Source organism: Massiliimalia massiliensis, assembly GCF_900155615.1.
Taxonomy (GTDB): domain Bacteria; phylum Bacillota; class Clostridia; order Oscillospirales; family Ruminococcaceae; genus Massiliimalia; species Massiliimalia massiliensis.
Genome location: NZ_FUHT01000003.1, coordinates 540,691 through 565,837, shown reverse-complemented (window position 1 = coordinate 565,837; position 25,147 = coordinate 540,691). Strand labels below are relative to the sequence as shown.

At 49.2% G+C, this 25,147-nt stretch carries 25 protein-coding genes; 4 read left to right on the top strand and 21 right to left on the bottom strand.

All coding sequences use genetic code 11. From position 1 onward, the window contains the following. Nucleotides 1-24: 24 nt before the first annotated feature. From CZ360_RS06775 to tenA, 10 genes are all read right to left on the bottom strand, one after another. Nucleotides 25-903 (bottom strand): transporter substrate-binding domain-containing protein, encoded by an 879-nt coding sequence (locus CZ360_RS06775; RefSeq protein WP_077533408.1) that lies wholly within the window; start codon nt 901-903, stop codon nt 25-27. A gap of 210 nt (nt 904-1,113) precedes the next feature. After that, nucleotides 1,114-1,956, bottom strand: a complete 843-nt coding sequence (locus CZ360_RS06770; RefSeq protein ID WP_267872682.1) for an RluA family pseudouridine synthase — start codon at nt 1,954-1,956, stop codon at nt 1,114-1,116. A 107-nt stretch (nt 1,957-2,063) separates the two neighbouring features. After that, nucleotides 2,064-3,131 (bottom strand): branched-chain amino acid aminotransferase, encoded by a 1,068-nt coding sequence (locus CZ360_RS06765; RefSeq protein ID WP_077533406.1) that lies wholly within the window; start codon nt 3,129-3,131, stop codon nt 2,064-2,066. Nucleotides 3,132-3,311: 180 nt separating this feature from the next. Then, nucleotides 3,312-4,091 (bottom strand): bifunctional hydroxymethylpyrimidine kinase/phosphomethylpyrimidine kinase, encoded by a 780-nt coding sequence (gene thiD / locus CZ360_RS06760; RefSeq protein ID WP_077533405.1) that lies wholly within the window; start codon nt 4,089-4,091, stop codon nt 3,312-3,314. Nucleotides 4,092-4,155: 64 nt separating this feature from the next. Beyond that, nucleotides 4,156-4,899: a permease prefix domain 1-containing protein gene (locus tag CZ360_RS06755; protein ID WP_077533404.1), complete on the bottom strand. Its 744-nt coding sequence runs from the start codon at nt 4,897-4,899 to the stop codon at nt 4,156-4,158. 4 nt (nt 4,900-4,903) lie between these two features. Continuing rightward, entirely contained in the window at nt 4,904-5,248 is a 345-nt protein-coding gene (locus CZ360_RS06750) for a PadR family transcriptional regulator (RefSeq protein ID WP_077533403.1), read from the bottom strand. Between the two features lie 124 nt (nt 5,249-5,372). Further along, nucleotides 5,373-5,849: a lipocalin family protein gene (locus CZ360_RS06745; RefSeq protein WP_077533402.1), complete on the bottom strand. Its 477-nt coding sequence runs from the start codon at nt 5,847-5,849 to the stop codon at nt 5,373-5,375. Beyond that, nucleotides 5,846-6,496 (bottom strand): thiamine phosphate synthase, encoded by a 651-nt coding sequence (gene thiE, locus CZ360_RS06740; protein WP_077533401.1) that lies wholly within the window; start codon nt 6,494-6,496, stop codon nt 5,846-5,848. The genes CZ360_RS06745 and thiE overlap by 4 nt, the downstream gene beginning before the upstream one ends. After that, nucleotides 6,477-7,292: a hydroxyethylthiazole kinase gene (gene thiM / locus CZ360_RS06735; RefSeq protein WP_077533400.1), complete on the bottom strand. Its 816-nt coding sequence runs from the start codon at nt 7,290-7,292 to the stop codon at nt 6,477-6,479. Before thiM ends, thiE begins: the two co-directional genes overlap by 20 nt. Next, a complete protein-coding gene (tenA, locus tag CZ360_RS06730; protein WP_077533399.1) occupies nt 7,293-7,955 on the bottom strand; it encodes a thiaminase II in 663 nt (220 codons plus the stop codon). Between the two features lie 195 nt (nt 7,956-8,150). Here tenA and CZ360_RS06725 point away from each other — a divergent pair, with 195 nt between their 5' ends. The 3 genes from CZ360_RS06725 to CZ360_RS06715 all read left to right on the top strand — a co-directional run bounded on the left by CZ360_RS06725 (nt 8,151) and on the right by CZ360_RS06715 (nt 10,694). Continuing rightward, complete coding sequence (locus tag CZ360_RS06725) at nt 8,151-8,384, top strand: helix-turn-helix domain-containing protein (RefSeq protein WP_229408008.1); 234 nt, start codon at nt 8,151-8,153, stop codon at nt 8,382-8,384. 68 nt (nt 8,385-8,452) lie between these two features. Further along, a complete protein-coding gene (locus CZ360_RS06720) occupies nt 8,453-8,890 on the top strand; it encodes a YaiI/YqxD family protein (protein WP_077533397.1) in 438 nt (145 codons plus the stop codon). Nucleotides 8,891-9,164: 274 nt separating this feature from the next. After that, on the top strand, nt 9,165-10,694 hold the full coding sequence (locus CZ360_RS06715; protein WP_077533396.1) for an ATP-binding cassette domain-containing protein: 1,530 nt from the start codon (nt 9,165-9,167) through the stop codon (nt 10,692-10,694). A 24-nt stretch (nt 10,695-10,718) separates the two neighbouring features. On the opposite strand, the gene CZ360_RS06710 is transcribed toward CZ360_RS06715, so the two are convergent. The 7 genes from CZ360_RS06710 to CZ360_RS06680 all read right to left on the bottom strand — a co-directional run bounded on the left by CZ360_RS06710 (nt 10,719) and on the right by CZ360_RS06680 (nt 18,725). Then, a complete protein-coding gene (locus tag CZ360_RS06710) occupies nt 10,719-11,738 on the bottom strand; it encodes a LacI family DNA-binding transcriptional regulator (RefSeq protein ID WP_077533395.1) in 1,020 nt (339 codons plus the stop codon). Between the two features lie 155 nt (nt 11,739-11,893). Beyond that, on the bottom strand, nt 11,894-12,775 hold the full coding sequence (locus CZ360_RS06705; RefSeq protein ID WP_159438150.1) for a MurR/RpiR family transcriptional regulator: 882 nt from the start codon (nt 12,773-12,775) through the stop codon (nt 11,894-11,896). 69 nt (nt 12,776-12,844) lie between these two features. After that, on the bottom strand, nt 12,845-14,350 hold the full coding sequence (locus CZ360_RS06700; RefSeq protein WP_077533393.1) for an FGGY-family carbohydrate kinase: 1,506 nt from the start codon (nt 14,348-14,350) through the stop codon (nt 12,845-12,847). Between the two features lie 78 nt (nt 14,351-14,428). Beyond that, nucleotides 14,429-15,718 carry an NAD(P)H-dependent oxidoreductase gene (locus tag CZ360_RS06695; protein WP_077533392.1) on the bottom strand — a complete coding sequence of 430 codons (1,290 nt, stop codon included), beginning with the start codon at nt 15,716-15,718 and terminating at the stop codon, nt 14,429-14,431. Between the two features lie 28 nt (nt 15,719-15,746). Then, nucleotides 15,747-16,799 carry an alcohol dehydrogenase catalytic domain-containing protein gene (locus CZ360_RS06690; RefSeq protein ID WP_077533391.1) on the bottom strand — a complete coding sequence of 351 codons (1,053 nt, stop codon included), beginning with the start codon at nt 16,797-16,799 and terminating at the stop codon, nt 15,747-15,749. A gap of 20 nt (nt 16,800-16,819) precedes the next feature. After that, the gene (locus CZ360_RS06685; protein ID WP_077533390.1) at nt 16,820-17,428 is read right to left on the bottom strand and encodes a KpsF/GutQ family sugar-phosphate isomerase; all 609 of its coding nucleotides are present in this window, start codon (nt 17,426-17,428) and stop codon (nt 16,820-16,822) included. A gap of 16 nt (nt 17,429-17,444) precedes the next feature. Continuing rightward, on the bottom strand, nt 17,445-18,725 hold the full coding sequence (locus tag CZ360_RS06680) for a glycoside hydrolase family 140 protein (protein ID WP_159438149.1): 1,281 nt from the start codon (nt 18,723-18,725) through the stop codon (nt 17,445-17,447). 236 nt (nt 18,726-18,961) lie between these two features. On the opposite strand from CZ360_RS06680, the gene CZ360_RS06675 reads away from it, so the two are divergent. Then, nucleotides 18,962-19,954 carry an NAD-dependent epimerase/dehydratase family protein gene (locus tag CZ360_RS06675; RefSeq protein ID WP_077533388.1) on the top strand — a complete coding sequence of 331 codons (993 nt, stop codon included), beginning with the start codon at nt 18,962-18,964 and terminating at the stop codon, nt 19,952-19,954. A gap of 101 nt (nt 19,955-20,055) precedes the next feature. Here the strand turns inward: CZ360_RS06675 and CZ360_RS06670 are convergent, their stop codons facing one another. The 4 genes from CZ360_RS06670 to CZ360_RS06655 all read right to left on the bottom strand — a co-directional run bounded on the left by CZ360_RS06670 (nt 20,056) and on the right by CZ360_RS06655 (nt 25,105). Continuing rightward, a complete protein-coding gene (locus tag CZ360_RS06670) occupies nt 20,056-21,588 on the bottom strand; it encodes a DUF5605 domain-containing protein (protein ID WP_077533387.1) in 1,533 nt (510 codons plus the stop codon). 80 nt (nt 21,589-21,668) lie between these two features. Then, complete coding sequence (locus tag CZ360_RS06665; protein WP_077533386.1) at nt 21,669-22,517, bottom strand: carbohydrate ABC transporter permease; 849 nt, start codon at nt 22,515-22,517, stop codon at nt 21,669-21,671. Nucleotides 22,518-22,535: 18 nt separating this feature from the next. Continuing rightward, a complete protein-coding gene (locus tag CZ360_RS06660; protein WP_077533385.1) occupies nt 22,536-23,411 on the bottom strand; it encodes a carbohydrate ABC transporter permease in 876 nt (291 codons plus the stop codon). 299 nt (nt 23,412-23,710) lie between these two features. After that, the gene (locus CZ360_RS06655) at nt 23,711-25,105 is read right to left on the bottom strand and encodes an ABC transporter substrate-binding protein (RefSeq protein WP_077533384.1); all 1,395 of its coding nucleotides are present in this window, start codon (nt 25,103-25,105) and stop codon (nt 23,711-23,713) included. Nucleotides 25,106-25,147 lie beyond the last annotated feature (42 nt).

Genomic DNA, 25,147 nt, shown 5'->3' with positions numbered 1-25,147 from the left:
TTATATTTTTTACTTTATACGCGATTATGAGTTAGAGTGATTTACCATAAATTCATCGATTTTTCCATCGTCCTGGAGCTGTTTGATTACCTTGTTGACAACATCCAGCAGATCGCTGTCCTTAGCAACGCAGATCCCATAGGATTCTTCTGTTTTGCTTCCGTCGGCATAAACCAGTTCCACACATTTTAATCCGTCGTTTTTCGCAACCAATGCTTCTGCCGGCATTTTGTCAATAACAACTGCGTTGATTCTGCCATTGAGCAAGTCCTGGGTTGCCTCCAAAGCGCTCTTGTACTGCACTTCTTCCGCACCAGTATCCTGCAGAACGCCCTGTACCGCGTTTCCATCATCATCTTCATAGCCGTTGACTTCCCCGTTAATCAGGCTGTCGCCAGTAGTACCGGTCTGAACGCCGATAGCCATTCCAGCTAAATCTTCAACAGATTTTACTTCCGTTTCTTCCGGAACAATAATGTACTGGATGGAGGTTGCATATGTATCGGAGAAATCAACTGATTTTTTCCGTTCGTCAGTAACGGTCATGCCAGCCGCGCCAATGTCGCCTTTTCCAGCCTGGATGCTCGGAACAATGCTGTCAAAATCAACATTCTCAACAACAAGCTTTACACCGAGCTCGTCTGCAATCGCCTGAGCGATGTCTACGTCTACGCCAACCGCTTCGCTGGTCTCGTCGGACAGGTATTCAAACGGAGGGAACGCGGCATTTGTGTACATCACCAGTTTTCCGTTTGCTTTGATTGCTTCTACCGCGCTTCCGGAAGCAGAAGACCCGCCTGCCGGTGTGCTTTCCTGGCCGCCATTGTCTTTCCGTTCGCCGCAGCCAGCAAATATTCCGCAGGCCATAACTGCCGCTAATGCAATTGCAAATATCTTTTTCATTTTTTAAACGCTCCTTATTTTCTTATTCGATCATCCGATGGGACGAGCACCGTTTCTCTTTTGAGTACAGTAATTAATTTATCACACTTTGTATTTTCTTGCAAGCATTTTTCATACATTTTTCAAAAAATCGATGCTTTGACCATATAATTATGCAAAATTTCGCATAAAGACAGCAAATTGACAAGGAATATTTGCATAATTATACATCTAAATCCGAATTTTATCCATTTCTTCCTGAATATTTATGCACAAATCAACTAATTCTCCTGTTATAGGCTGAAAAAACCTAAGCCGGCTGCAGCAAAGGGCCTGTGATGCAAAATCCTTCTGTGACCCGCCATATAACCCGTCTCCCGCGAGGGGATAGCCCAAACTGGAAAAATGCACCCTGATCTGATGGGTTCGCCCAGTCAAAAGGCGAATCTTCACCCAGGTATAGTCTCCTTCCCGTTTCATCACCTGATAACAGGTCACACTAGGCTGTCCGTCCGAACGTACGGTACGTTTGATCAGCGAGCCGTCTTCCCGTCCGATTGGGGCGTTAATCTCTCCGCAGTCCTCTGGCAGGCTTCCGCAGAGAACTGCCGCATATTCCTTCGTCAAGCTCCCGCTGAGCTTTTTCGCTGCCAGTTGATTCTTGGCAGCCAGGCATAGTCCTATTGTATCACGATCTAAACGGTTAATGGGATGAAAGGCCGCAGAAATCCCCTGCCGTCCCAGGTAATAGCTGTAAAAATTGGCGAGGGTATCCTCATAATGAATCGTGGAAGGATGCACCGGCATTCCCGGCGGCTTATGAAAGACAATTACATCTTGATCCTCATATACAATCGGAACGGATAAATTGTGGTTCGGCAGGATATGCGTCTGTTCCGAAAGAATCACCGTCAGCCGGTCTCCGGTATGGAGAAGATCCACCATCCGGATATGGGTGCCGTTGCAGTGAATGTGCTCTGGTTCCTGTTTCAGCCGGGTAATAAGCCTGCGTGAAAAGCCATGCTCTTTGATCAGGTAGGCCTGTACGCTTTTGCCGTCATGCTCTTTCCCTATCGTATATTCCAGCCTGCGCAGCCAGACCGCCCCCTTTTCTGTAGAAGCTGGCCCATGAAAAAAGCGGGAGAATATCTCCCGCTTTTTTCAATCAGCCTGAGCTGTTTTTATTTTACCTTTACAATCCAGCCGAAGGTATCGTCTCGTTTCCCCCACTGGATACCGGTCAATTCATCATAAAGCTTCTGGGAAATCTCGCCGATTTCATTCTTGTTAATCTGCATGACAAGGTCGCCGTATTTGAGTTCGCCAATCGGAGAGATGACCGCAGCCGTCCCGGTTCCGAATGCTTCCCTCAGGTTTCCGGACTTATAGGCATCAACCAACTCCTGGATATCCAGCTCACGTTCTGTGACCTTGAGGCCCCAGGATCTCATAATTTCAATCGCTGATTTCCTGGTGATCCCGGACAGGATGCTGCCGTCCAGAGACGGAGTGACTACCTCATCACCAATGACAAAGAATACATTCATTGCGCCGACTTCTTCAACATATTTTCGGTGAACGCCGTCCAGCCACAAAACCTGGGAATAGCCCTCTTCCGCTGCAACATCCTGTGCTTTCAGGGAAGCCGCATAATTCCCTCCGGTTTTAGCAAAGCCCATTCCGCCCGGAGTTGCACGGACATATTTGGTTTCTACATAAATTTTAACCGGAGCCAGGCCGCCGGCATAATATGCCCCGGACGGGGACATGATGATCATAAATTTATATTTTGTAGAGGAGTGCGCGCCCAGAGATTCCTCTGTCCCGATTGTAAACGGGCGGATGTAAAGAGAGGTTCCATAGGTATGAGGAACCCAATCCGCGTCAATCTCTACTAATTTTTTGAGTGCTTCCAGCAGGAAGGCTTCATCAAACTGCGGGATGCAGATCCGGTCATGGGAAATATTCATCCGCTTGAAGTTTTCTTCCGGACGGAACAGCCGGATTTCCCCATCCTCAGTGCGATAAGCCTTCATCCCTTCAAAGACCTCCTGGCCATAGTGCAGGCAGGTGGCCGCCGGACTCATTTCAATCGGAGCGAACGGTACGATCTTCGCGTCATGCCAGCCCAGGCTTTCTTCCCAATCCATGACAAACATGTGATCGGTAAAAATATGCCCAAATCCAAGCTTGGTCTCGTCAGACGGCTTCTCTTTCGGATGCTTTGTCAATTCAATTTTCAGTTTCATTCCTTGTCACCTTGTTTTTCATAAAGTTTTATTGCTATCTATTATAGCAATAAAACGCAGTTTTTACAACTGTTTCCGATTGCAATTCTGCACAAATTTTAAAGTGGAAAAGCCCCTCTTTCCTGTCACGCAGAAAAGGACAGATGTTTCTGTACAAAAAACATCTGTCCCAAATTCCCATTATAACGCATAGCAATGGTTCATCGGGCCGTTGCCTTTCCCGAGATTCAGTCCTGCTTTCAGCGCGCCGGTAATGTAGTCCTTCGCATTTTTCACGCTCTCCTCCATGCTGAAGCCCATCGCCAGGTTGCAGGCAATCGCGCTGGAAAGAGTGCAGCCGGTTCCGTGGGTATTCTCAGTATCTATCCGTTCCCTCGAGAACCAGTGGAGCGTTCCGTTTACGTACAGCAAATCGTCTGCCGTATCGCTCAGGTGCCCGCCCTTGATTAAAATTCCTTTTTTACAGAACCGGGACAGCTCTCTTGCCGCCTCCGCCATGCCGTTTTTCTCCTCAATGGAAAAGCCGCAAAGACATTCTGCCTCTGGGAGATTCGGCGTAATCAAATCCGCTGCCGGGATCAGGTCGCTGATCATCGCTTCCGCCGCATGGTCAGCAATCAGCTTTCCGCCGCTGGTCGCCACCATGACCGGATCGAGCACAATATTTTTTGCATGGTATTGCGTCAGCTTCTGCGCAATCACCCTGATGATTTCCGCAGAGGAAACCATCCCTATTTTCACTGCATCCGGTACAATATCAGTAAAGACGCAATCGAGCTGCTGCGCCACAAAAGCAGGATCCGTCTCAAAAATCCCATAAACGCCGGTGGTGTTCTGTGCCGTCAGCGCTGTAATCACGCTCATTCCATACACCTTATGCGCGGTCATTGTCTTTAAGTCTGCCTGGATGCCAGCTCCTCCGCTGCAGTCGGAGCCGGCGATCGTCAACACTTTTTTCATCCTGAAAGCCATCCCTTCCCTGGCAGGCTGCGCCTGCCCCGGTAATTTTGTTCCGGCTTCTATTTTAACTCTTTTTCACCATTTGTGCAATAATATTTACAATCCCGCAGAGGATTCCTCCTACCGGAAAGACAATCCAGCCAGGATGCCACATACCCTTCAAAAATCCCAGCAGGAGAAACAGTACTGTCGCGGCCAGCATAATAATTCCGCATAATGAATCCGCCACCGGGTTCTTCTTGGACGAGCTGATCTCCTCCAATATCTGCTGGCGGAGCGCCTCATCAATCTCAGTATCGGCGATGCTCTGCCGTTTTTGCCGTTCATATTTTTCCTCCTGCATTCCGAAATAGATAAAGAGGCAAACGGCAGCCAGGATAATCAGCAGGAAAGCAACCAACGGAATATTTGAGCTTTCGGGCATAATTTCATCCAGCACCAGCATAGCAATCACAGCTAAAATACACAGCGCGACCCCCGCCGTAATGGCGATGGCAAACTTTTTCTTGAACTGCTCATATTCCTTCTGAAATTCTGCATCTAATTTCCGTCCTGTCTGATGCAGGCTGCCTGCTGCCGGCTCAGACCGCTCCTCTCCGTCATAACCCAATTCCTGTCTGATCTCGTCAATGCTGCCAAAATCGGCAATGACTTCCCCAAAGGCTTCATGTTCATTTTTGCCTCCGGCAATCAGCTCGGCATATTTTTCCTCCATGGAATCGATAATTCCGAGCTTCATTTCTACCGCCTCTTTGGTTTTTGGAATGCCGGAAAAAACATTCTCCACATAATTCTGAATTTTCGTCATCTCTCTATCCATCCCTTTCATTTCCGGTTTGCCTGGTAAAACAGTCCACTACCCGCTTGGTCAATTCCCATTCCTCGCATTTTCCCCGGTAATAGCGCAGCCCCTCGCCGGTAATCCGATAATAGGTGCGCCGTTTTCCAAAGGTCTCATTCCCATAGTAGGACGCGATATACCCGTTTTTCTCCAGGCGGTTGACAGTGGAGTACAGCGTAGTTTCCTTAATCTGGTAATTCCCGCCGGAAAGCCGGTCAATCGCCCTGGAAATCTCATATCCATAGGAATCGCCCTGAACCAGCAGGCTCAAAACAATGGTATCGTTATAACCCCGAATCACATCACTGCTGATCAGGATAACCGCCCCCTTTCAGATTACTTCATCAGATGAAGTACTTTTATCATACCACAATTACTACGACAAGTAAAGTAATTTCAATAAAAAAGTGCAGGAAATTTTTCCTGCACTTTTTTACCCGTTATTCTTCCGGCTCTCCGTATGTAAGCGTATCTCCGACCTGCTGTAAATAGACCAGCGGATCACCGGAAACCAGCGTCATCGAAAGCTTTCCGTCCTCTGCCGACACAGTAAAGGCAGAATGGTAGGTGCTTCCATCTTCATTCATAGTCAGGTCAGCAGTCAGGGTATCTCCTTCCAACGTATAGGTACCGCTGAACGTCCCGGCCCATTCGCTTCGGTACCAGCCCGCGCCGAATTCCGCCGTCCCGTCATCCCGGAAGGTGAACCGGTAAATATAGGTCTGCCCGTCCGCTTCCTGAATACAGTCCCAGACGCCGGCCACCTCGACAGCCGGTGCTTCCGGCTCCGGCTCTGAGCTAACAGCCGGTTCCGGCACAGAGGAAACCGGCTCAGCCAGGCCGTTCTCTGTCCCGCAGGAGATTAGCAGCATCACCGCCATCCATACCACAATCAGCAAACCATTCCACCGTTTCATTCTTCTGTCACCCCTGTCATCTGTTTTGCTAACCCTTTCAGCCGTCTTGCAGCCTCGGCGATATCTGGCTTTGCAAAGACAGCCGATACAACCGCGATCCCTTTCGCCCCGCTCCCCGTCAGCTCCAGGACATTTGCCTCCGAAATCCCTCCGATTGCCACCACCGGAATGGTTACCGCCTCGCAGATCGCCTTCAGTGTCTCAAACGAGGTGGTTTTGGCATCTAGCTTCGTAGAAGTGGAAAACATCGCACCCACACCAAGATAATCCGCACCGGCCTGCTCGGCCGCAAGCGCCTGCTCAACCGTTTGGGCAGACACGCCGAGAATTTTATCAGGCCCCAGCAGCGCCCGGACATCCTGCGCCGCCATATCGCTCTGCCCAACATGCACCCCGTCCGCGTCGCTTTCCAGACAGATAGAAACATCGTCGTTGATAATCAGGGGAATCCCTGCCGACTCGGCCAGCTTTTTGATCTCTTTCGCTTCTTCCAAAAACGCCTCCCGGCTCAGTCTCTTTTCGCGGAGCTGCAGGCAGGTGATACCGCCCTTTATCGCTTCATTCACCTGCTCTGCCAACGTTCGTCCGGCAAGCCAGGCCCGGTCGGTAACCGCATATAATAACAGATTATTTGCTTCGAATTTCAAGTTTCATTCCCCCATTCAGGATTGTTTCGTCCATCCGTCCGATCTCGTCAATCAGCCGGACGCCAAAGCTACCAAGCCCTTCTCCTGCGCATCCTGCTTTTCCGGCGGCAGATTCTCCTGCCAAGCCCATCACGCAGGCAGCACAGGAACAGGCGTCAAACAATTCTTCCGGGCTGGCCGCACAGAAGATACCTGTCAGCGCGGACAGCATGCAGCCGCTCCCGGTAATCCGTCCCATCACCGGCGTTCCGTTACGGATCAGACAAACTGCCTGCCCATCGGTCACTAGGTCAATTTCTCCTGTCTGAACAGTGACGGCGCTGTATTTCAGGCTCAGCTCTTTTGCCATTTTCACCTGCCTGTCCCAATCGTCCTTCAGCACCGCGTCCACGCCTTTGCTCAGCGCCTCTCCGGCGGAAAGGGTACGGATTTCCGATGCATTTCCCCGGATGACGGACACCGCCATACTGCGCAGCAGCTCCAGGGCAAAGGAAAGCCTATACGGCGAGGCAGACACACCTACCGGATCAAGCACGACCGGTTTTCCCCGCTCTGCCGCAACTGCCGCCGAGGCACGCATGGCTTCTTTTTTCGTCTCGTTGAGCATGCCGAGATTTAACACCAGTCCGTCGCAGCCGGACGTAATTCCGGCCGCTTCTTCCGGTGCGTCCGCCATAATCGGAGACCCTCCGCACGCCAGCATAATATTAGCGCAGTCCCGGATTGTAACATAATTCGTGATTGCATGGACCAGCGGGCGTTTCTGCCGCACAGCCGCAAACACTGCTTCAAACATCTAGCGTTCCTCCCCGTAGGACATATCCCAAAACTTCATTTCATAGATGCTCGCTGTGCGGAAAATCTCTTTCAGGCGCGCCTTGTGCTCCTCTGCCAGGGGTGCGTAAAGGGTATCCGCGTATTCTGCGTCTGCCACACAGGTTTCGTAATAGCCGTCGTTGCCGTAATCGTCGATCAGGTCGGCATATTGAGTGACTTTCACCTGCTCCGGATAGCGCCGGGTCAGCTCCCTGCCGATGAAACAGTAGCTGAGCATGCAGGGAAGCACCGCCGCAAAAATTTCAGGCAGGCCGCCCTTTTCCGCCTCCTGCATCATGTAGTCAACATAAGCACGGTTGTCCGGCAGCAGCTCCATCTGCTCCCATTCCTGCGGTGAAATCCCAAAGCGGTTCAGGTATTTGTCGCGGGTGACATATTCTCCCTGTACCGTCCCGGAAATCAGCCGGCTCAGATGCGACATGTCACGAATGGTAGGTGCCTTCAAAATCCCGACCGCAAACACCCGCGCGTATTCCCGCAGGTAGAGGCTGTCCTGAATAATATAGCGCTTGATTTTTTCCTCCGTCAGGGTTCCGTCCTTCAGCTCCTGCAAAAAGGGATGGGCAAGATAGCCCTCCCATAAATCCATGCTGTAATCAATCATCTCTTTGACAAAGCTCATATCTGTACATTCCTTTCCTCCCAATATCGTTTCAGGTCTAGTATAGCAGATTTTGGGGAGAATGGGAAGAATGTGGCACTATTTGATGCTACAATATTGAAGCATATCCACACAATACGCGGTCACACATGATAGACTATTACATGAGATATGCAGAAGTCTATATTCTATCAACTTCAATCGGAGGGATCAATTTTGACATATTCTAAATATGACCGTCTACGGGAATTACGTCTTGAAAATCATCTGTCACAAAAAGAGGTTGCAGAGCACTTAAATATCCGACAGAATACCTACTCTAAAATAGAATGCGGGAGGGCTGCCTTAAAGATTCCGAATGCCATTAAATTAGCATTCTTATATCAGACCAGTCTAGATTATCTCAGCGGCCTGACAGATGAACGGAAGCCTCATAAGAGGTGCAAATAGATAGCTTTTTAAGTCTGTTTCTGTTATAATAGAATCAGATAATCCAGAAAGGAAGCCTTTTTACTGAAATGACAATTTTTATTGACGCGGACGGCTGTCCGGTGGTTGACGCCGTACTGAGGACGGCAAAGCGGTTCGCTGTCCCGGTAACGATTCTCTGCGATACCGCTCACCGGATCGAACGGGAGGGCGCCCAAACACTTACCGTTTCCAAAGGCGCGGACGCGGTGGACTTCGCGCTGGTAAACCTGGTTCAGCCAGGCGACCTGGCAGTGACCCAGGACTACGGGCTGGCGGCTATGTGCCTTGCCAGACGGGCTGTGCCGCTCAACCAGGACGGGATGGTCTATACCTCCGACAATATCGACGCCCTTCTGCTTGCCCGGCATACAGCGCGAAAAATCCGCAGTGCCGGCGGACGGCTCAAAGGGAATGCCAAGCGTGATAGAAAGGTGCAGGACGCGGCATTCGAGGCGGCGCTTACAAAATTGCTGCAGCAGGCTTGACAAGTGCTGCCACGTTGTGCTATACTGACCCACGTAAATTAAAATAAGGGGTGGAAAGATGCGCAATTAGTCTGTATTCATGAAACAAACAACAAGTTTTGTTATCGGGATATAGGCGGAGTCTGCGCTTTTTCACAGGGATCAATTCTCTTCCGGCATGGGGAGGGTGTTTTTTGTCTGTTTCCGATAACGAAACAGGCTTTTTTTGTGCCCAAAAGCAAAACGGTATTTTTTACACCGGGTACTGGACTTCGCTATGAAAGGACTGATCCCTATGCTGCAAATTCACGACCTTACCATTACCTTAAATGAAAACCTTCATAAAATACTGGAGCATTTCACCTTCACCTTAAATCCCGGAGACCGCGCTGTCATTATCGGCGAGGAGGGAAACGGGAAAAGCACCCTCTTAAAGCTGATTGCCGACCCGATGCTGGTAGACAGTTACGCCGACTACACCGGTACGATCCTCAAGGGAAACGGCCGTCTCGGCTATCTCGCGCAGGAGCTGACAGAAAAGGAAAAAGCTAAAACCGTCTATGAATACCTGCTCGATTCAGGCGCGTACGATTTCCTTGACGCCAGGGAGACCGCCGCGATTGCCGCAGAGCTTCGCCTTTCTCCAGAGCAGCTCTACTCCGACCAGATGGTCGGCACGCTCTCCGGCGGAGAAAAGGTAAAGCTGCAATTATCCAGAATCCTGCTCTGCCAGCCGGATATTCTTCTATTGGACGAACCAACCAATGATATCGACATCGATACGCTGGAATGGCTGGAGCAGTTTTTGCTGAGCTGCCGGCTGCCGGTGCTATATGTTTCCCATGATGAAACACTAATCGAACGGACAGCCAACCGGATCATCCACCTGGAGCAGGTACGGAAAAAGACTGTCTGCCGCCACACCATCGCCTCTGTCCCCTACCGGGACTATATTGACGCCCGAAGCCGCGCGCTCTCCCATCAGGAGCAGGTGGCGCGGAAGGAACACGCGGAGCACAAAAAGCAGATGGCGCGCTGGCAGCAGATTTATCAGCAGGTCGACCACGACCAGGGCGCCATTTCCCGGCAGGATCCGCATGGCGGGCGGCTGCTGAAAAAGAAAATGAAAGCGGTAAAATCCACCGGTAAGCGGCTGGAGCGGGAGGCCGAAGATATGGCCCAGCTCCCAGACCTGGAGGAAGCACTCTTCCTGTCCTTTCCGCCGGTTTCTCTTCCCTCCTCCAAACAAATTCTGGATTTCTCACTTCCTGTTCTGGAGACAGGCGGCAGAGTACTGAGCCGGGAAATTGCCCTTTCTGTTTCCGGAAATCCGCATCTTGCAATCATTGGAAAAAACGGCGCAGGAAAGACCACGCTCCTACGCCAAATTGCTGCAGTCCTGTTGAACCGTATTGATCTAAAGGTAGCCTATATGCCGCAAAACTACCAGGACTCTCTGACCCTGCAAAAAACTCCGGTCGAATTTCTGGCGTCGGGCGGAACCAGGGACGAGATCACCCGCGCCCGGAATTTTCTCGGGAGCGTTCGGTTTACCAGGGACGAGATGTCGCACACAGCCGGGGAATTATCCGGCGGGCAAAAGGCTAAGTTATTCTTTTTAAAGATGGTACTTGATCAGAATGACGTGCTCATTCTGGACGAACCGACCCGGAATTTCAGTCCGCTGTCCAACCCTGTGATCCGGCAAATTCTCAAGGAATATGGCGGTGCAATTATCAGCGTGACCCACGACCGGAAATACCTGGATGAGGTCTGCAACCAGGTTTACGAGCTGAAACCGGAGGGCCTGTTACGCCTCCGGTAGACCCCAAAAAGCGCCGCTGTGGCATTACAGCGGCGCTTTTTCCATATCGAGTTGTTTCACGCTCTCCCGAACAATCAGCTTGGTGCTGATTTGAATCCGTATCGGGACAAGCTCCGGGTTTTTGATCCGCTTTGTCAGGCGTTCTACCGCCATCCTTCCCAGCTCCTGCTGGTAAAAACGGATTGTCGTCAGAGTAGGGGTTGATATTTCACAGAAGGGCATATCGTCAAAGCCGACGAGCGATACATCGTCCGGTATCCGGTAGCCGAACTCCTTCATTGCCTTCATGGCGCCCAGGGCGATAATATCATTTCCTGCTACAAAGGCTGTCGGCAATGTTACTTTCCCTTTCAGGAATTCGCACATATCCTTATATGCCCCATCCATGGTCGGGGTCAGGCCAATCATCATTTCCCGGCGCGGGTGAAGATGATGCTCCCGCATCGCAAAATAGTAGCCCTTTCTCCGCTCCAAAAAGTTTTTAGTGAGAGTGCTGCTGTCCAAGAAGCCAATATCCCGATGTCCGTTTTTAATTAAATAATCTACCGCAGCATGGGTGGAATCCTCATTATTGGTTACGGCAGTATCAAACTGCATCTGGTGAAACCACGCGTCCAACACTACGACCGGGCAGACCGCATGGGTAAAAAGCTCCATATCAGATTCCATTAATTCGGTTGCCAAGAGCAGGATCGCCGAGGAGGTATCCATAATCAGTTCCTGAAGCCGTTCCTGATAGTCCGCATCCTTCTGGCTGATATTGCAGACCGTCATATCATAGCCTGTTTCCCGGCAGGCGCGTTCTACTCCCTCGATCAGCGCAATAAAAAACGGGGTATCTGCTATTACCAAACCCGAAACCTTATAAATCACGAGTTTGATGGAACTAATTTTAGGCGCAGAAAGATATCCAACCTCCCTGGCGACCTTGATAATTTTTTCTGCTGTTTCCCGGTTGACTCCTTTTTTGTTGTTTAACGCATTCGACACAGTCGCTGGAGAAAATCCGGTTAACTCGCTTAGCTTTGCAATATTATACTTCATCTTAGACACTCCATCCAAGAAAATTATAATTTGTTTTTCGACAAATTTCAATATTTTTTGAAGGAACTTTTTATAATTTTCAGATTTTCCCTGTAATAACTGCAAAAAATAAAAACGGAAGTCAAGCCATAGTGTGGTTTGACTCCCGTTTTTATTTACATTTTATTCCACTGTAAGGCCTTTCCGGCTTGTTCCAGATGCTTCTGGTATGCCTCCGGTTTCTGAACCAAAAGGCTAACAAACAGGCTTTCAATAATACAGAGCTGTGTAATCCGTTTTGACATGACTTCGCCATGGAGCTGACGGGTAAACGCCGCAGTCTGCAAAACGATATCGGACAGCTTTGCAAGCTGTGAAGCCGGATAGTTTGTGATTGAAATTATTTTGACATTCCTCGTCTTTGCATACCGCACAATGTCAAGGATCGATTTGGTCCGGCCGGAATAGGAGATCGCAATCAGTGCGTCGCATTCCTCAAAATCCGAAAGCGCGATTAACTGTGTATCAATATCCGTATTGGCAAAGGTTCGGATCCCAAGCCGCGCCATCTTCTGCATTCCAGATAAGGCGACCGCATAGGAGTCGCCTATTCCGCAGAACATCAGCCGCCTGGCGCCCAAAATCTGCTCTACTGCCCGGTCATAGGACGCCCGGTCCAAACACTGCAGGGTATCATTCAGCGCCTGCACAGCAGAGGAAAACACCTTGGTTAATAGCTCCGCAGAATTGTCATTCGCCGTAATATTTTGATAAAGCGGCTGCGTTTCCTCTTCCGCAACGCTCTGAATGTCCTCCCGCAGCTCCGGATATCCCTTATATCCCAGCCTGCGCGCAAGGCGAACCAGGGTCGCTTCGCTGCATTCAGCCCGGCGCGCCATTTCGACAATGGTGGCGTTCTGGACAAAATCAATATCTTTGAGCAGGACGTCGGCCGCTTTCTTTTCCGCGCTTTTAAGCGTGTCATAAACAGCCTGCAATTGAACCAGCATACCATGCGGCAGCCGGTCATTCTGCAATAAATGTGGCGCAATCGGCATCAAACGTTCCTCCCTATTCCGGTTATGCGGCATAACCGCTTATATTTTATTTGGTGCTATTATAACATATTACAAACGATAATTCAAATCACGCAGGGTCGGGTAAATATCGCGGTACACCTCATATTTTTCCCGATAACGCATTGCGCGCCCGGGCTCAGGCTCATAACAGGATTTCACCTTTACGCACTGTTCTGCCGCCTGGTCAATCGAAGAAAACACACCGCAGGCAACTCCGGCAAGCATCGCCGCGCCCAGACAGGCCGCATCAGATACTACGAGCGTTTGAACCGCTTTGCCGGTAATGTCAGATTTGATCTGCATCCATTTCGGGGATTTTGTCGCACCGCCGACCGCACGCAGGGTATCGATCCGGATTCCGCAATGTTCCAGACGGTCCAGGTTAATCAGCAGCTCATAGGTCAGGCTGTCCATAATCGCTTTGACAAGGTCATACTTTGTGGTAGACATGGTAAGGCCGACAATCGCACCCTTGGAATCCAGGTCGCACCATGGCGTTCCGCTTCCGTTAAAGTGCGGCAGGATCATAACGGAGGAGGGGCCTTCCGGCGCCCTGCTCTCCAGCAGCCGGAAAGCATTGCCGTCCAGCAGAGCTGCTTCCTCTACCTGTTTTTCGCAGAAATTGTCCCGGAACCATTTAAACAATATTCCGCCGATATGGTTTAGGGTGAAGGTGAAATACATCCCGCTTTTCGCATGGCAGTAGCAGGGATAATAGCTGTCAAACATCTTCCCGCCCAGTCTTGGCGCGTCAAACGCGGTGGACACTACCTCTGCCGTTCCATGGGAATCGAGCGCGATATTTTCTTTTACCAGCCCGGCGCCAAGCGCCGCGCAGGTTTGGTCGTGCCCTCCCGCTACCAGCAGGACTTTTCCAGTTAATCCCAGCTCCTCCACCAGTTCTTTCCGCATTTTGCCTACAATCTCGCCGGAAGGAACCGGTCGGGAGAGCTTTTCTTCCGATATGCCGAGCTGCTCCAGCATCTGCTGCGACCATTTTTTCTCTTTCAGGTCAAACAGCATTGTCCGGGAAGCCATGGTTTCATCGATGACGGCCGGCGCGCCCAGCTTCATTAAAATGAAATCCGCATAGGTTACCAGCTTATCCGCTTTTTCATAAATCTCCGGCAGGCTTTCCTTGATCCACATCATTTTGGTGACCGAGTTCATCGGGTGGGGGCGCATCCCAGTCCGCTCAAACAGCTCCCGCTCGCCAAATAATTCCCCGCAGCGGTCACCCTGCTCTTTGGAACGATAATCCATTCCAAGCAATGTATGGGCAAGCGCGTTCCCGTCACGGTCTACCGGGATGACAGCGTCGCCCTGCACTGAAAGGCTCAGCGCATGTACGCTCGGTACGCCGCTTTTCTGAACCGCCTCTTTCATTGCCTCTTTCGCAAGCTTCCAGACACGTTCTGCATCCTGCTCATGGCGGACGGTATCCAGGCTGATTACCTCATATTCCCGAAACCCATGACCGAGAGCGGCGCCCTCGTCTGAAAACACCATCGCTTTGCAGCCAGTCGTTCCAATATCAAGTCCTATCAGGCTCAAAACAAACACCTCGTTTCTAATAAAATTCCGCCGGGCCGCCTATGAAAAGACAGCCAGGCGGGATTTCCGTCTCTTTCTTTAACGGTAAAGCTGGTCCTGAATTCTGCGGAGCTGCAGCAGGACGGAGCTATCGTTTAATTTTACCATATCGTAGGTGATGACCTCATCCTTCTTCACATCGCAGGTCAGCACTGCGCCTTTTGCCAAGCCAACCGGGAGCATATTCCCCTTGGCGGCAATATCAGCAAGCTCAATGCTTGCACGATAGCAGTATTCTCCGATTCCGTCCAGCGTCTGGCCGGCTTTCAAGTCCTGTTTTGCTACTGTGATACATTCCGAGGTGAGCTTTTTCATCGGATGCGCAGTGGATTCACCGTAAATGACTGCCTGTGCGGCGGTGATTGGGGTTTCAATGCTGCAAAGGTGATACGGACGGTACAGCAGATAGTTCGGGCCATTTCCCATATCGCGCTGAACCAGACCTTCAATGAGACGCGGTTTATCGGTTGTTACGATTACAAATACGCCTGGGTTGATGTCCCCGATTCCGAAGTCAACAACTCCTGTTTTTTCCAGGATTCCGCCCTGCTCCTTGGTCGCGAATACAGTAGTCAGATCCTTGACATTACATTTCGGGCCATGCATGCCGCGGATATCCGGAACGAGCCCGGTAGCGTTGGAAACCGCCGCCATCTCGATCATGGTCTTGGAGCCGTCTACGAATTCAACCAGCATTTTTGCGCTCATATTTCTTGCTTTTGCTTTTTCTTCCCATTCATCCGGGGTCGCATAGATATTCAGAGGATTATTTTTCCCTTTTCCAGCCGCAACCACTTCAAAGCCCAAGGCTTTTGCAAAGCGGTACACTTCTACAATAGATCCCGGTTCGTCGCCGGCGGTCAGCGAATAGACGACGCCTGCGTTTTCTGCCATCTGACGCAGGATCGGGCCGACTGTGATATCGCATTCCACGTTCATCATAACGATGTGCTTGCCGTTGTTGATGCAGTCCAGAGAAACCCTTGCGCCCATTTCCGGAGAACCGGTTGCGTCAATCACCACTTCTACCATCGGCAGCGTAACAGCAAGACGGTAGTTTTCCGTCGCGACCTTTTTGCCTGCCTCAATTGCTACAATTGCTTCTTCCGGGCAGTTGGTACGGACTATTTCGCCCTGATAACCGGCAACGCGGTATCCCTTTTCCGCCAAATCCAGAGACAGGTCGCATACAACCGGAATATCCATCCCGACCATGCATTCTACCTGTGCAATGATATCGGTTCCCATCTGTCCCGCGCCGATCAGCGCAACCTGAATCGGGGTGCCTTCTGCTTCCAACTCTTTTAATCTGCTGTCAATTTCATACATAATAATCACTTTCCCTTTCTTTTATTATCTATTCCATCCATGGTTTCACGACCGCTTTTAACGCTTTCCCCTGCTTGGACAGCATAATTCCGTCGCAGATTTTGTCAAGCGGTACAATCACATTGGTGTATTTGGACGCGGTGATTTTTTTCTCATTGAGATAGCTCAGCGCGTCGCGCAGGCCGCAGGACGGATAAGAGAACGCCCCGGTAACGGTCAGCTCATTGTAATGGATCAGGTTGCTGTTTAAGGAGGTCATCGGATTGGATTTCGGCACGCCGCCGAACAATACGATGATCCCGCGCTTTTTGGCCATCTCGACTGCCTGTTCCTGAGTTGAGGTCACCGGATTTGCACAGATGATGATATCCGCGCCGACTCCATCGGTCAGCTTCAAGACCTCTTCTACCGGGTTGACCGCAGCCGAGTCAAGCAGGACATCCGGATGAAATTCCTTTGCCTGCTCCAGGCGGGTCAGTCCCACCATAATAATTTTAGCAGCGCCTTTTGCCCTGGCCACCTCGATATGGATGCATCCGATCGGCCCGTCCCCGATAATGACTACCGTGTCGCCCGGCTGAACATTGTTCCGGTTCTGACAGGCTATGACCGAAGAGGCCGGTTCCGCCATAACTGCGTCGTCAAAGCTCAGGGTGTCCGGAATATGTTCAATGAATCCATGCTCGATGATATATCCCGATATGGCAATGTACTGCGCAAAGCCACCCGGAAAATGGGTGCCCAGCATCTTGTGCTCCGCGCAGAGGTTCACCCATCCGCGCTTACAGTAGACGCATTCTCCGCAGCTTACGTCCGGCGCCAGCGCGACCCGGTCTCCAACTGCAAAGTCTTTTGCATCGGGGCCGGCTTCTACTACAGTCCCGACAATTTCATGTCCCATGATCTGACTCCCAACATCCGCACGCAGACCTTGATAAAAATTGCGGACATCACCGCCGCAGATTCCACAGGCCTCTACCTTAATCAAAACTCCGTCAGGCTCGCATTCGGGAATCGGGATTTCCCTGATTACCATTGTTTCCGGCTTTTCAAATACAGCCGCCTTCATCATTCCGTTCATATTTTCTCTCCCTAATGAAGTTATTTCTCGTTATTCAGCAAGCGGGAACCAACTGCTCCGCCCGGATGAATGACAGCAAACTGTTCTCTGGTATAGTGTGTATAGTGCATCAGCGCGATGCATACCGCGTCAAACGCCGCAATTACCGCCAGCGTGCTGGCGGTAGCCAGCATGTTAAACGGGCAGGGCTCCCGATCTACCCGGACATTGTAAACGAGGTCCGACTGTTTTGCCAGTGTAGAATCCAGGTTTTCCGTCACGCCGATCAAAGTAGCTTTTTTCGTCTTGCAGGCAGGAATAAAATTGATGATTTCCTGCGTATTTCCACCTTTGGAAACCAAAATCAGTACGTCCTCCTCCTGCAGCATCCCCAGTCCGCCATGCACGGCGTCGGATGGATTGATATAGCAGGCAGGCACCTCAACACAGCAGAGGGAATGCGCAACTTTTTTGGCTGCCGCAGAAGAGGTTCCGCAGCCGGCTACCAGCACCTTTCCCTTACAATCACCCAGCGTCTGAACGATTTTCAGAATCGTATCCATATCCAGCTTTTGAGGAAGCGCGGCGATTGATTCCGCCTCCACAGCAAAGGTATGCCGGATGGATTCTTCCAGTAATGCTCTATCCATATATAACATCCTCTTTCTATTTTCTTGCGATAATCAGCATATCCTCATTACAGTCGGACAGATGCAGGGTTGTTTTACCATCCTCGACTGTATAAAGCGGTGAAATTATCTTTTTTGTTTCCATTGCAACCATTTCAACCGTATAGCCGCTGAGATCACGCAAAACAGTCAGCTCATCGTGATACGGCATATAAATCACGATCATATCGTCCGATTCCGCCATCCGGATCAGCTCCGAGCGCGCTTCCATCGCATCGGACGGCTGCAAGGAGAACATATTGTAATGCTCAAAAAGCCATTTGGAATAACCGACGTCCCATGCACCCGGGAACTGCAGCGCAGCATGCCAATTGTAGGGCAGGCTGGAGAAGTTGATTCCATTAAAGGGTTCTCCGCGGTGGTACATCTGCCAGACGCCGTGCGCGCCATAGGTAATCCCGGCTTTTGATCCCGACAGCAGACTCAGCCAAGTGGCGCGCCGGATGTCATACGCGTTAAAGCGTCCATAGGTGCAGCCGTGTCCGTGTCCCTCATAGCATGGTTCTGTATTGATGATCGGTTTTTTCTCCGGTTTATCTAAGAACTGCTTGGAGAAGTCGAGCATCGATGTCTGTGTGCTGTCATTCCCCATCGCCCCAACAGAATGTCCGGACTGATATACATAAAAATGATATTGCGGATGCCGCCGCAATACCTCCGGCGGATCAGCCGTCGGCTGTAAATGGAGAGTTGTCAGGCCCTGCGGATCCTGTTCATGAAGCACATCTAAAATTTCCAGATAATACTTTACAACCTGATCCGTTTCAAAATTTGTATCGCCGGATACAGAATAGATTGGGTCGAATTTCTTAACCCGATTGATAAAATATGTAGCCAAAGGCCGTACAAATTCAAACGGCATCACCGTTCCCGGGCTTTTCTGCGCCGCCCAGGTATCCGGGATATAATTCACCCAGAATAAGTGCAGGAATGGGATCATATCGTATTCCCGCATGACTGCAAGCATCTCTTCCGCTTTGTCAAAATATGTCTCGTTGATTTTTGAAAAATCATATTTTCCATCTTTCATGATGAAGGGGTGAAGATCATCCTCGCTGCTGGAATTGTCGTGCGCAATTGGCATCATACTAATCTGCAGCGCGTTGAAGCCCTGCTGCTTTCTTCTGACAACCAATTCTCTCCATTCCTCGACAGATAATTTCTGAAATGCCATCCAGTCAGTATCGCTGAGTAGAAAAAATGGCTTTCCGTCCTTTTCCAGGAAATCCCCGGAAGGCGCAACTTTTAACCGATCCATAATAGACCTCCTTATCATAACTGCCTTTCAGTTTCTGTGATTTTATTATAATCTATATTTTCATTTTTGTCAACAAAAAATGAAAATATTATTATTTTATTTTTCTCGGCGCTTTCCACCATTAATCTGCGCATATTTCTGGATATCCCTTTTGTGATCTTTTCGAAAATAAAGCTTGAATTTTTATATTCTATATAGTAAAATGAAAATAAAGGATAAGAAAGCGAGGATTTTTTATGAGTAGGATTTTGATGTTGGGCGCTCCGGGGAACATCTCTGCCAGCAGCATTGAGGCATTATCCGCAGAGCATCATGCGATCTGCGCGTTAACTCATCCCAAAAAAGACCTGGACAGTTACGGCGGCAAGGTAACCTTTTACTTTGGAGACCGCGATAATCCGGCAGATCTGGCTGCTGCCCGCGAGCAGGCAAAGGCGGATATCGTGATTGATTATTCCTGTTTCCGCCCCGAACAGGCGGAGCTGGCCGTCAAAACCTTCTGTGATACGGTTAAACAGTATATCTTTGTCAGTACTGTCGACGTTTATGGCTACCCGCTCTCTCAGCTCCCTATGCCGGAAAATGGAAGCTGGAACGCGCCGAACTGTGAATATGCGGCAAACAAGGTGCTTTGTGAAGAAATTTTTCAAAAGCCCGGCAGCCAGCGTCTCCCTCTGACGATTGTCCGCCCCGCCTATTCTATGGGAAACAAATTCCTGCTCACCGCCCTTTCCCGGGAAGGTGGCTATTCTCTGGTGCCGCGTCTGCGTGCTGGAAAACCGCTGTTTTCGCCCGGTGACGGAACCGCTCTCATCCACGCGGGCAACGCATATAACTGCGGAAAAATGATTGCCCGCATTGCGGGGGATACCCGCTGCATCGGCGAGGATTTTACCCTTGCACACGAAACCGTCTCCACCTATGACGACTATATCAGAATTGTAGCCGGCCAGCTTAAGACAAAGCCCAGCTTCGTACATATTCCAAGCGACTTTGTCTATTGCTGCAACCTGCCCGGTACAGAGGACGTCCTATTAAACGACCTGACGCGCCACAACGTATATTTTGATATTTCCAAATTCAAACGCTTTTTCCCGGATTTTCGATGGGAAAAAAGTATGCAGGAATCCGTTGCTGAGTTTATTGCATATAATGAAGGAAAATACGACGATTTATCCCTGCCATCCTATGAAGACAAGTTAATTGAGGCGTACCAAAATAAAGCGTAAAAGCAAAGGGCAGGCAACTTAGGTTGCCTGCCCTTTGCTTTTGTGAATTTATGAACCGGTCAGAATGGTAAATCCTGTCCCAACCGAGATCGAATAAATAATCAAACCTTCCGGATACGGATTGCCATATATTCTTTACCCGGCAGTTCTACACGGAATTTCCCCTTGAAGGTTCCTGCCTTTTCAATCGTCATATCCCAGGTGTCGATTACTTCCACCTCATATTCGTTGATATCATCCAGGTGGTACTCCCGGAAAGCAGGACGGAACACTCCAAAATAAATCAGATAATAAGTCCCACGATAACCGACATCGCAGGGAACTGCCACCTGATCGTCCCAGGTAAAGGCGGACCCTCTGTTAAAGATCGGCATAGACAGCGGAGTTAGTCCCAGGCCCGGGGTTTCACACAGGATCTTATGCAGGAATTTAAAGCGTTCCTGGCTTTCGCCGTGCAGTTCGCCGCCATGGCTCCACCAAAGGATATCGTCGGGATGCACATAAGTTTCGCCATGCCCGGCATATCCGCCGCGTACAGTCGCCTCCCAGAACCTTCTCACCAGCTCCTGCCCGGAAATGTTTCCCCAACAATGGTTGATATTGCCTTCGTAGCAAATTTCATCCCAAACAACCGGTTTCTGGTAACGGTCGGCATAATCGGCAGTGAATTCAGTAGTTTTATGACGATCCTGACGCTGCAGGCTGCAATGAGTAATCCACGGCCGGCTGTGATCATAGAAGTGGATGCAGTTATGGATAGAACGCAGATGGTTGTACGGATCTTTTTCACAGATAATCTGCGCGTAGCGCTCCCAGTCTGCGATGGTCTTTTTCTTCAAAAGGTCGTATTCGTTGGCAAGGCTCCACCACACATTGCGGTAAGCCGCAAACCGCGCAATCACATACTTCCAGTACCGGTCGTCACTCTCGGCGTCCATTTCGCTAAATCCCCATCTGTCATATGGATGCATCACAATCAAATCGGCTTCAATTCCTAAATCCATCAGGTCTTGAATCCGTTTTTCAAACAACTGGAAATGAACCGGATTAAACCTGGTAAAATCCCAGTTATTGCCCTCGCAGGCTCCATCGTATTCCATAAAGTTTTCCTTGGTCAGCACAGAGCTGTCCATCGGCGTTCCTTCATAAGGATAGGTCAAAGGTTCCGTCAGGTTATAGTCATAATGCTTGGGGAAAACGCAGAAACGAATTTTGTTGAAATACCCTTTTCTCAGAGTTTCCAGCGTTTTTTCCTGCAATTCCTGCGGCTGGTGAGTCCAGACATAGCAGGTGGTGCCGATAGAATAGTAAGGCGTCCCATCCTCATAAGCAAAGTGATGAGTATTTGCAACACGAACCGGACCATGATTTCCCTCAGACGGAGCTGTTACGGTAAATTCACCTTTCACCGGCTCATCCGCAAAGCTTCCGGATATCTCATAGGTATAATCGCCTTCAAAGGATGGCATAAAACGCACCTTATAGGTTCCGTCTCCATCATAGAAGCCATCTACAGTGACTGATTCATTTTTTCCGATAAAGGTACCTTTGACGTCATAATCAACAAAAGGATTCTTGTCGGAATACCCCTTTGCCGCGACCTCAAATACACCCCATTTTTCTACTGTATTCATAATCCGAGCCTCATTTCTTCTTGTGTATTGAAGCAGCCATTACCCTGATCAAAACAGGGTAATAGCCGCCCACTAACATTTTAACCTTTTACTGCACCCGCGGTCAAGCCTTTGATAACCTGTTCCTGGAAAACAATAAAGATGATAATCGCAGGAGTCATTAACACAACGCATCCCGCGCTCAACAAGCCGTAGTCGCTTGAATAAACGCCCCTCAATTGATAACACGCCAGGTTTAGCGTTTGGAGCTTCACATCGGTAGCCATAATAAATGCAACCAGGAAGTCGTTCCACGTATTCAGAAAAACGAAGGTTCCGACAGTCGCAAGACCGGGCTTCGCCATCGGGATAACCAGGCTGAAGAAAGCGCGCAGAGAGCTTGCGCCGTCAATAACGCCGGATTCGATCACAGCATCCGGGACGCCCTTCATAAATCCAGTCAAAATGAACGTACCGAACGCGATATTCATTCCAACATACATCAGAATCAACCCGATTCGGGTATTATTCATCCCTACCTTAACATAAGTAGTAAAAATAGGAATCAGGATGGTCTGTGCCGGCATCATCATTCCCAGAATCAGGAAGGAATACATTTTCATTCCCCGGGTCAATTTGGCACAGTAATAACCGGACATAGAAGTGATAACCAAAATAATGACTACCGTACTAGCGGAAAAGATAAGAGAATTCAAGAAAGTATTTCCAAAGTTTACCGCTTTAAATACCTCGGTCAGGTTGGACGGAACCGCGGGATTCGGAAGTGCAAACGGGTTTACAAAGATCTGCCCATTATCCTTGAATGCGGTCATAAATACCCAGACTACCGGGAACAAGGTGATAATACTCCAGATTGAGAGTACAACATATTTTGCAATTGTACCTGCTTTTTGCATCGCAGGAGATGTAGATTTGATTTGTCCTTTCATATCAATACCCTCCTCCGATTAATATTCAAATTTGCGGCCGAATTTCTTCAGCAGGATCGCAAATGTTACTGCCAAGACCATGATTACAATCGAGATCGCACTACCCATTCCAAATTTACCGCCCTGGAAGGTGGTATTGTACATGTAAACGCCCAGGAAAGAAGAAGCAACCCCCGGACCGCCCCATGTCATGATATAGGAATGCTCAAACGCCTTCATCGCGCCGCCGATAATCAGAACACAGCACATAATGATGGTTTCTGCCTGGGTCGGAACAACAATCTTCCAGAATACCTGGACAACATTCGCACCGTCCAAAGCAGCGCTCTCAAAGATGTCTTCCGGCAGGGACTGCATCCCGGCAAGCAGGATAACGACATAATATCCGATAAACTGATAAATCATCGGCGTGATAACAGAATACAGAACAATCTTGGCATCAGACAGCCAGTTCGGCGGGTTCTGTACTCCTAATGAGGTCAATATCTGGTTAACCGGTCCAATTTCAGAGTTAAACAGCAAAGTAAACATCAATGAAATCGAAGCCGCCGCGACAACCGCCGGCAGGAAAACCAGTACACGATAAACCTTCTGTGCCTTTTCTGCGCAGCGGTAAATCATAAACGCAAAAACCAACGCAACGGTCGGCTGGATCAGCAATGCCAAAATAGTGCTGATCACTGTATTTTTAATAACTGTACCAAAGTCAGGATTAGTAAACATTGTAATATAGTTCTCAAATCCCAAAAAAGTCGGCGTTGAAATCCCATTCCAATCACATAACGAATAATAAATCGCCTGACCGATTGGAATGATTACCATGATTAAATAAATCACCAACGCCGGAATCACAAAAATCAGGGAACGATACCATTTTTTTCTCAAATAATCCATAAATTCACCCCGCTATTTTTAGAATGGGAAGAAATGACCCCGACCCGTGATTATCATTTTTAAATATTCTATCTACCAGGAAATACAATGCTTAAAAATTATAACCACGGGCCGGTTTTTTATTAACTGACGGGAGAGCCGAATTCCGGCCCTCCTGCCAAGTTAAACTGTACTTTTTCAGTCAACAATAACCTATGTAGCCCCGCCCTTAATAGGGGGTTTTTTTATGCCCTTTTTTAAGAACGGAAAAGTACGCCTTATCGGACAAACCCATTCGTTTTCATCCAAATCAAATTGGATTATGCTCCAGCTTTTGCTTTCTCTTCGTCAAATTTCTTCTGAATCTTAGTCATAGCTTCATCAGCAGAAATAGAACCAGCCCAAACTTCGTCCAGAGTTGACTGATAGAATGCCTGCAGGTCGCCGTTTGCACAGTTTGCCCAGTGGTTCGGACGGCCAGTGATGTCGTTTTCAACTCTCCACTGCATTACTTCGCCAAGCAGGCCGAATTCGCCGTTAGAGTAGTCGATAGACTCTGTGATTCTGCTGTTCGGAGAAACGATAGCGCCAGCTTCCGCACCAGCTACCGGGATATCCCAGTTAATAAAGTCAAACGCTTTAATTACTGCATCGTGTTTTTCCGGATCGTCCCAGGATTTTTTCAGCATAACGTTTGCGTCGTTGATCCAGCCTTCCTGGAAGGTAGAGGTGCTGATGTCGCCGTCATCTAATGCCGGAACAGGGATGATTTCAACTTTGTCAAGCATTTCTTCTGGGAACTGTGTGAACATCCAGTTAAAGGTGTAGCACATACCAGCTTTGCCCTGGATGAACAGTTCGAAGGAAGGAGACCAGTCGCCGTTTGCCATTGTGTCAGACGGGAATACTTTGCTTGCAGCCATGTCTGCCATAACTTCCATCGCTTTTCTGTTCTGCGGAGTATCGAACTGATAGCTTGTCAGCATATCTTCGATTGCTTCCTTACCGCCTTCCTGCTGAACAACATAGTCGGAGAACCAGAAGTGGGACGGGTTACCACCCTTCGAGCCAACGTTAGTAGCAGCATATCCCTTGTCGGAGATAATCTTGGAAACTTTCTTCAGGTCGGAAACAGTTTTCGGATAATCAGCTTCTGTCAAACCGCATTCAGCAAAGATATCTTTGTTGACCATGAATACGCTGACCGCCAGTGTGAACGGAACACCATAGTTTACCCCGTCGATTACGTCGAAATCAATGTATTCCTGAGCATAGTCTTCTTTTTTAACCTTTTCAGATTCTGCAAAGTAAGCGTCGCAGTCAGCCAGAACGCCTTCTGCAACATAGTCGTTCAGGATGGAACCGCCCCAGAAGTGCCAGATGTCACAAGCGTTGTTTGCAGTAACATCAAGTCTTGCTTTGTTACGCTTATCGTCACCAGCAGATGGTTCATTGATAATTTTAACGCCGTTATTTTCTGCATTAAATTCATCAATTTTTTTGTTGTACAGAACAGAGTCAGGAGATACGTTTTCACCAGATGTCGTCCAACCGGACAGCAGTCTGATTTCAACAGTTTTCCCTGAATCTGCGCCATTTCCGCCGCCAGCATTTCCACTTGTATTGCCGCCGCCGCTTTCGCCGCAGCTAGCAATCAGCGTACTAGTCATGAGCGCGGAGAGCACTACAGCTAATAGTCTTTTTGCCTTTTTCATAAAATTTCCTCCTTATTCTACAGGTTTCCCTGCATTTGACGT

Excerpts from the sequence above, each read along its gene's own strand:
- CZ360_RS06685 (WP_077533390.1), bottom strand. The coding sequence starts at position 17,428 with ATGGATAGAGCATTACTGGAAGAATCCATCCGGCATACCTTTGCTGTG.
- CZ360_RS06690 (WP_077533391.1), bottom strand. The coding sequence starts at position 16,799 with ATGAACGGAATGATGAAGGCGGCTGTATTTGAAAAGCCGGAAACAATG.
- CZ360_RS06745 (WP_077533402.1), bottom strand. The coding sequence starts at position 5,849 with ATGAAACGGTGGAATGGTTTGCTGATTGTGGTATGGATGGCGGTGATG.
- thiD (WP_077533405.1), bottom strand. The coding sequence starts at position 4,091 with ATGAAAAAAGTGTTGACGATCGCCGGCTCCGACTGCAGCGGAGGAGCT.
- thiM (WP_077533400.1), bottom strand. The coding sequence starts at position 7,292 with ATGTTTGAAGCAGTGTTTGCGGCTGTGCGGCAGAAACGCCCGCTGGTC.
- tenA (WP_077533399.1), bottom strand. The coding sequence starts at position 7,955 with ATGAGCTTTGTCAAAGAGATGATTGATTACAGCATGGATTTATGGGAG.
- CZ360_RS06755 (WP_077533404.1), bottom strand. The coding sequence starts at position 4,899 with ATGACGAAAATTCAGAATTATGTGGAGAATGTTTTTTCCGGCATTCCA.
- CZ360_RS06775 (WP_077533408.1), bottom strand. The coding sequence starts at position 903 with ATGAAAAAGATATTTGCAATTGCATTAGCGGCAGTTATGGCCTGCGGA.
- CZ360_RS06695 (WP_077533392.1), bottom strand. The coding sequence starts at position 15,718 with ATGTATGAAATTGACAGCAGATTAAAAGAGTTGGAAGCAGAAGGCACC.
- CZ360_RS06720 (WP_077533397.1), top strand. The coding sequence starts at position 8,453 with ATGACAATTTTTATTGACGCGGACGGCTGTCCGGTGGTTGACGCCGTA.
- CZ360_RS06655 (WP_077533384.1), bottom strand. The coding sequence starts at position 25,105 with ATGAAAAAGGCAAAAAGACTATTAGCTGTAGTGCTCTCCGCGCTCATG.
- CZ360_RS06765 (WP_077533406.1), bottom strand. The coding sequence starts at position 3,131 with ATGAAACTGAAAATTGAATTGACAAAGCATCCGAAAGAGAAGCCGTCT.
- CZ360_RS06705 (WP_159438150.1), bottom strand. The coding sequence starts at position 12,775 with ATGCCGATTGCGCCACATTTATTGCAGAATGACCGGCTGCCGCATGGT.
- CZ360_RS06665 (WP_077533386.1), bottom strand. The coding sequence starts at position 22,517 with ATGAAAGGACAAATCAAATCTACATCTCCTGCGATGCAAAAAGCAGGT.
- CZ360_RS06660 (WP_077533385.1), bottom strand. The coding sequence starts at position 23,411 with ATGGATTATTTGAGAAAAAAATGGTATCGTTCCCTGATTTTTGTGATT.
- CZ360_RS06675 (WP_077533388.1), top strand. The coding sequence starts at position 18,962 with ATGAGTAGGATTTTGATGTTGGGCGCTCCGGGGAACATCTCTGCCAGC.
- CZ360_RS06680 (WP_159438149.1), bottom strand. The coding sequence starts at position 18,725 with ATGGATCGGTTAAAAGTTGCGCCTTCCGGGGATTTCCTGGAAAAGGAC.
- CZ360_RS06670 (WP_077533387.1), bottom strand. The coding sequence starts at position 21,588 with ATGAATACAGTAGAAAAATGGGGTGTATTTGAGGTCGCGGCAAAGGGG.
- CZ360_RS06715 (WP_077533396.1), top strand. The coding sequence starts at position 9,165 with ATGCTGCAAATTCACGACCTTACCATTACCTTAAATGAAAACCTTCAT.
- CZ360_RS06710 (WP_077533395.1), bottom strand. The coding sequence starts at position 11,738 with ATGAAGTATAATATTGCAAAGCTAAGCGAGTTAACCGGATTTTCTCCA.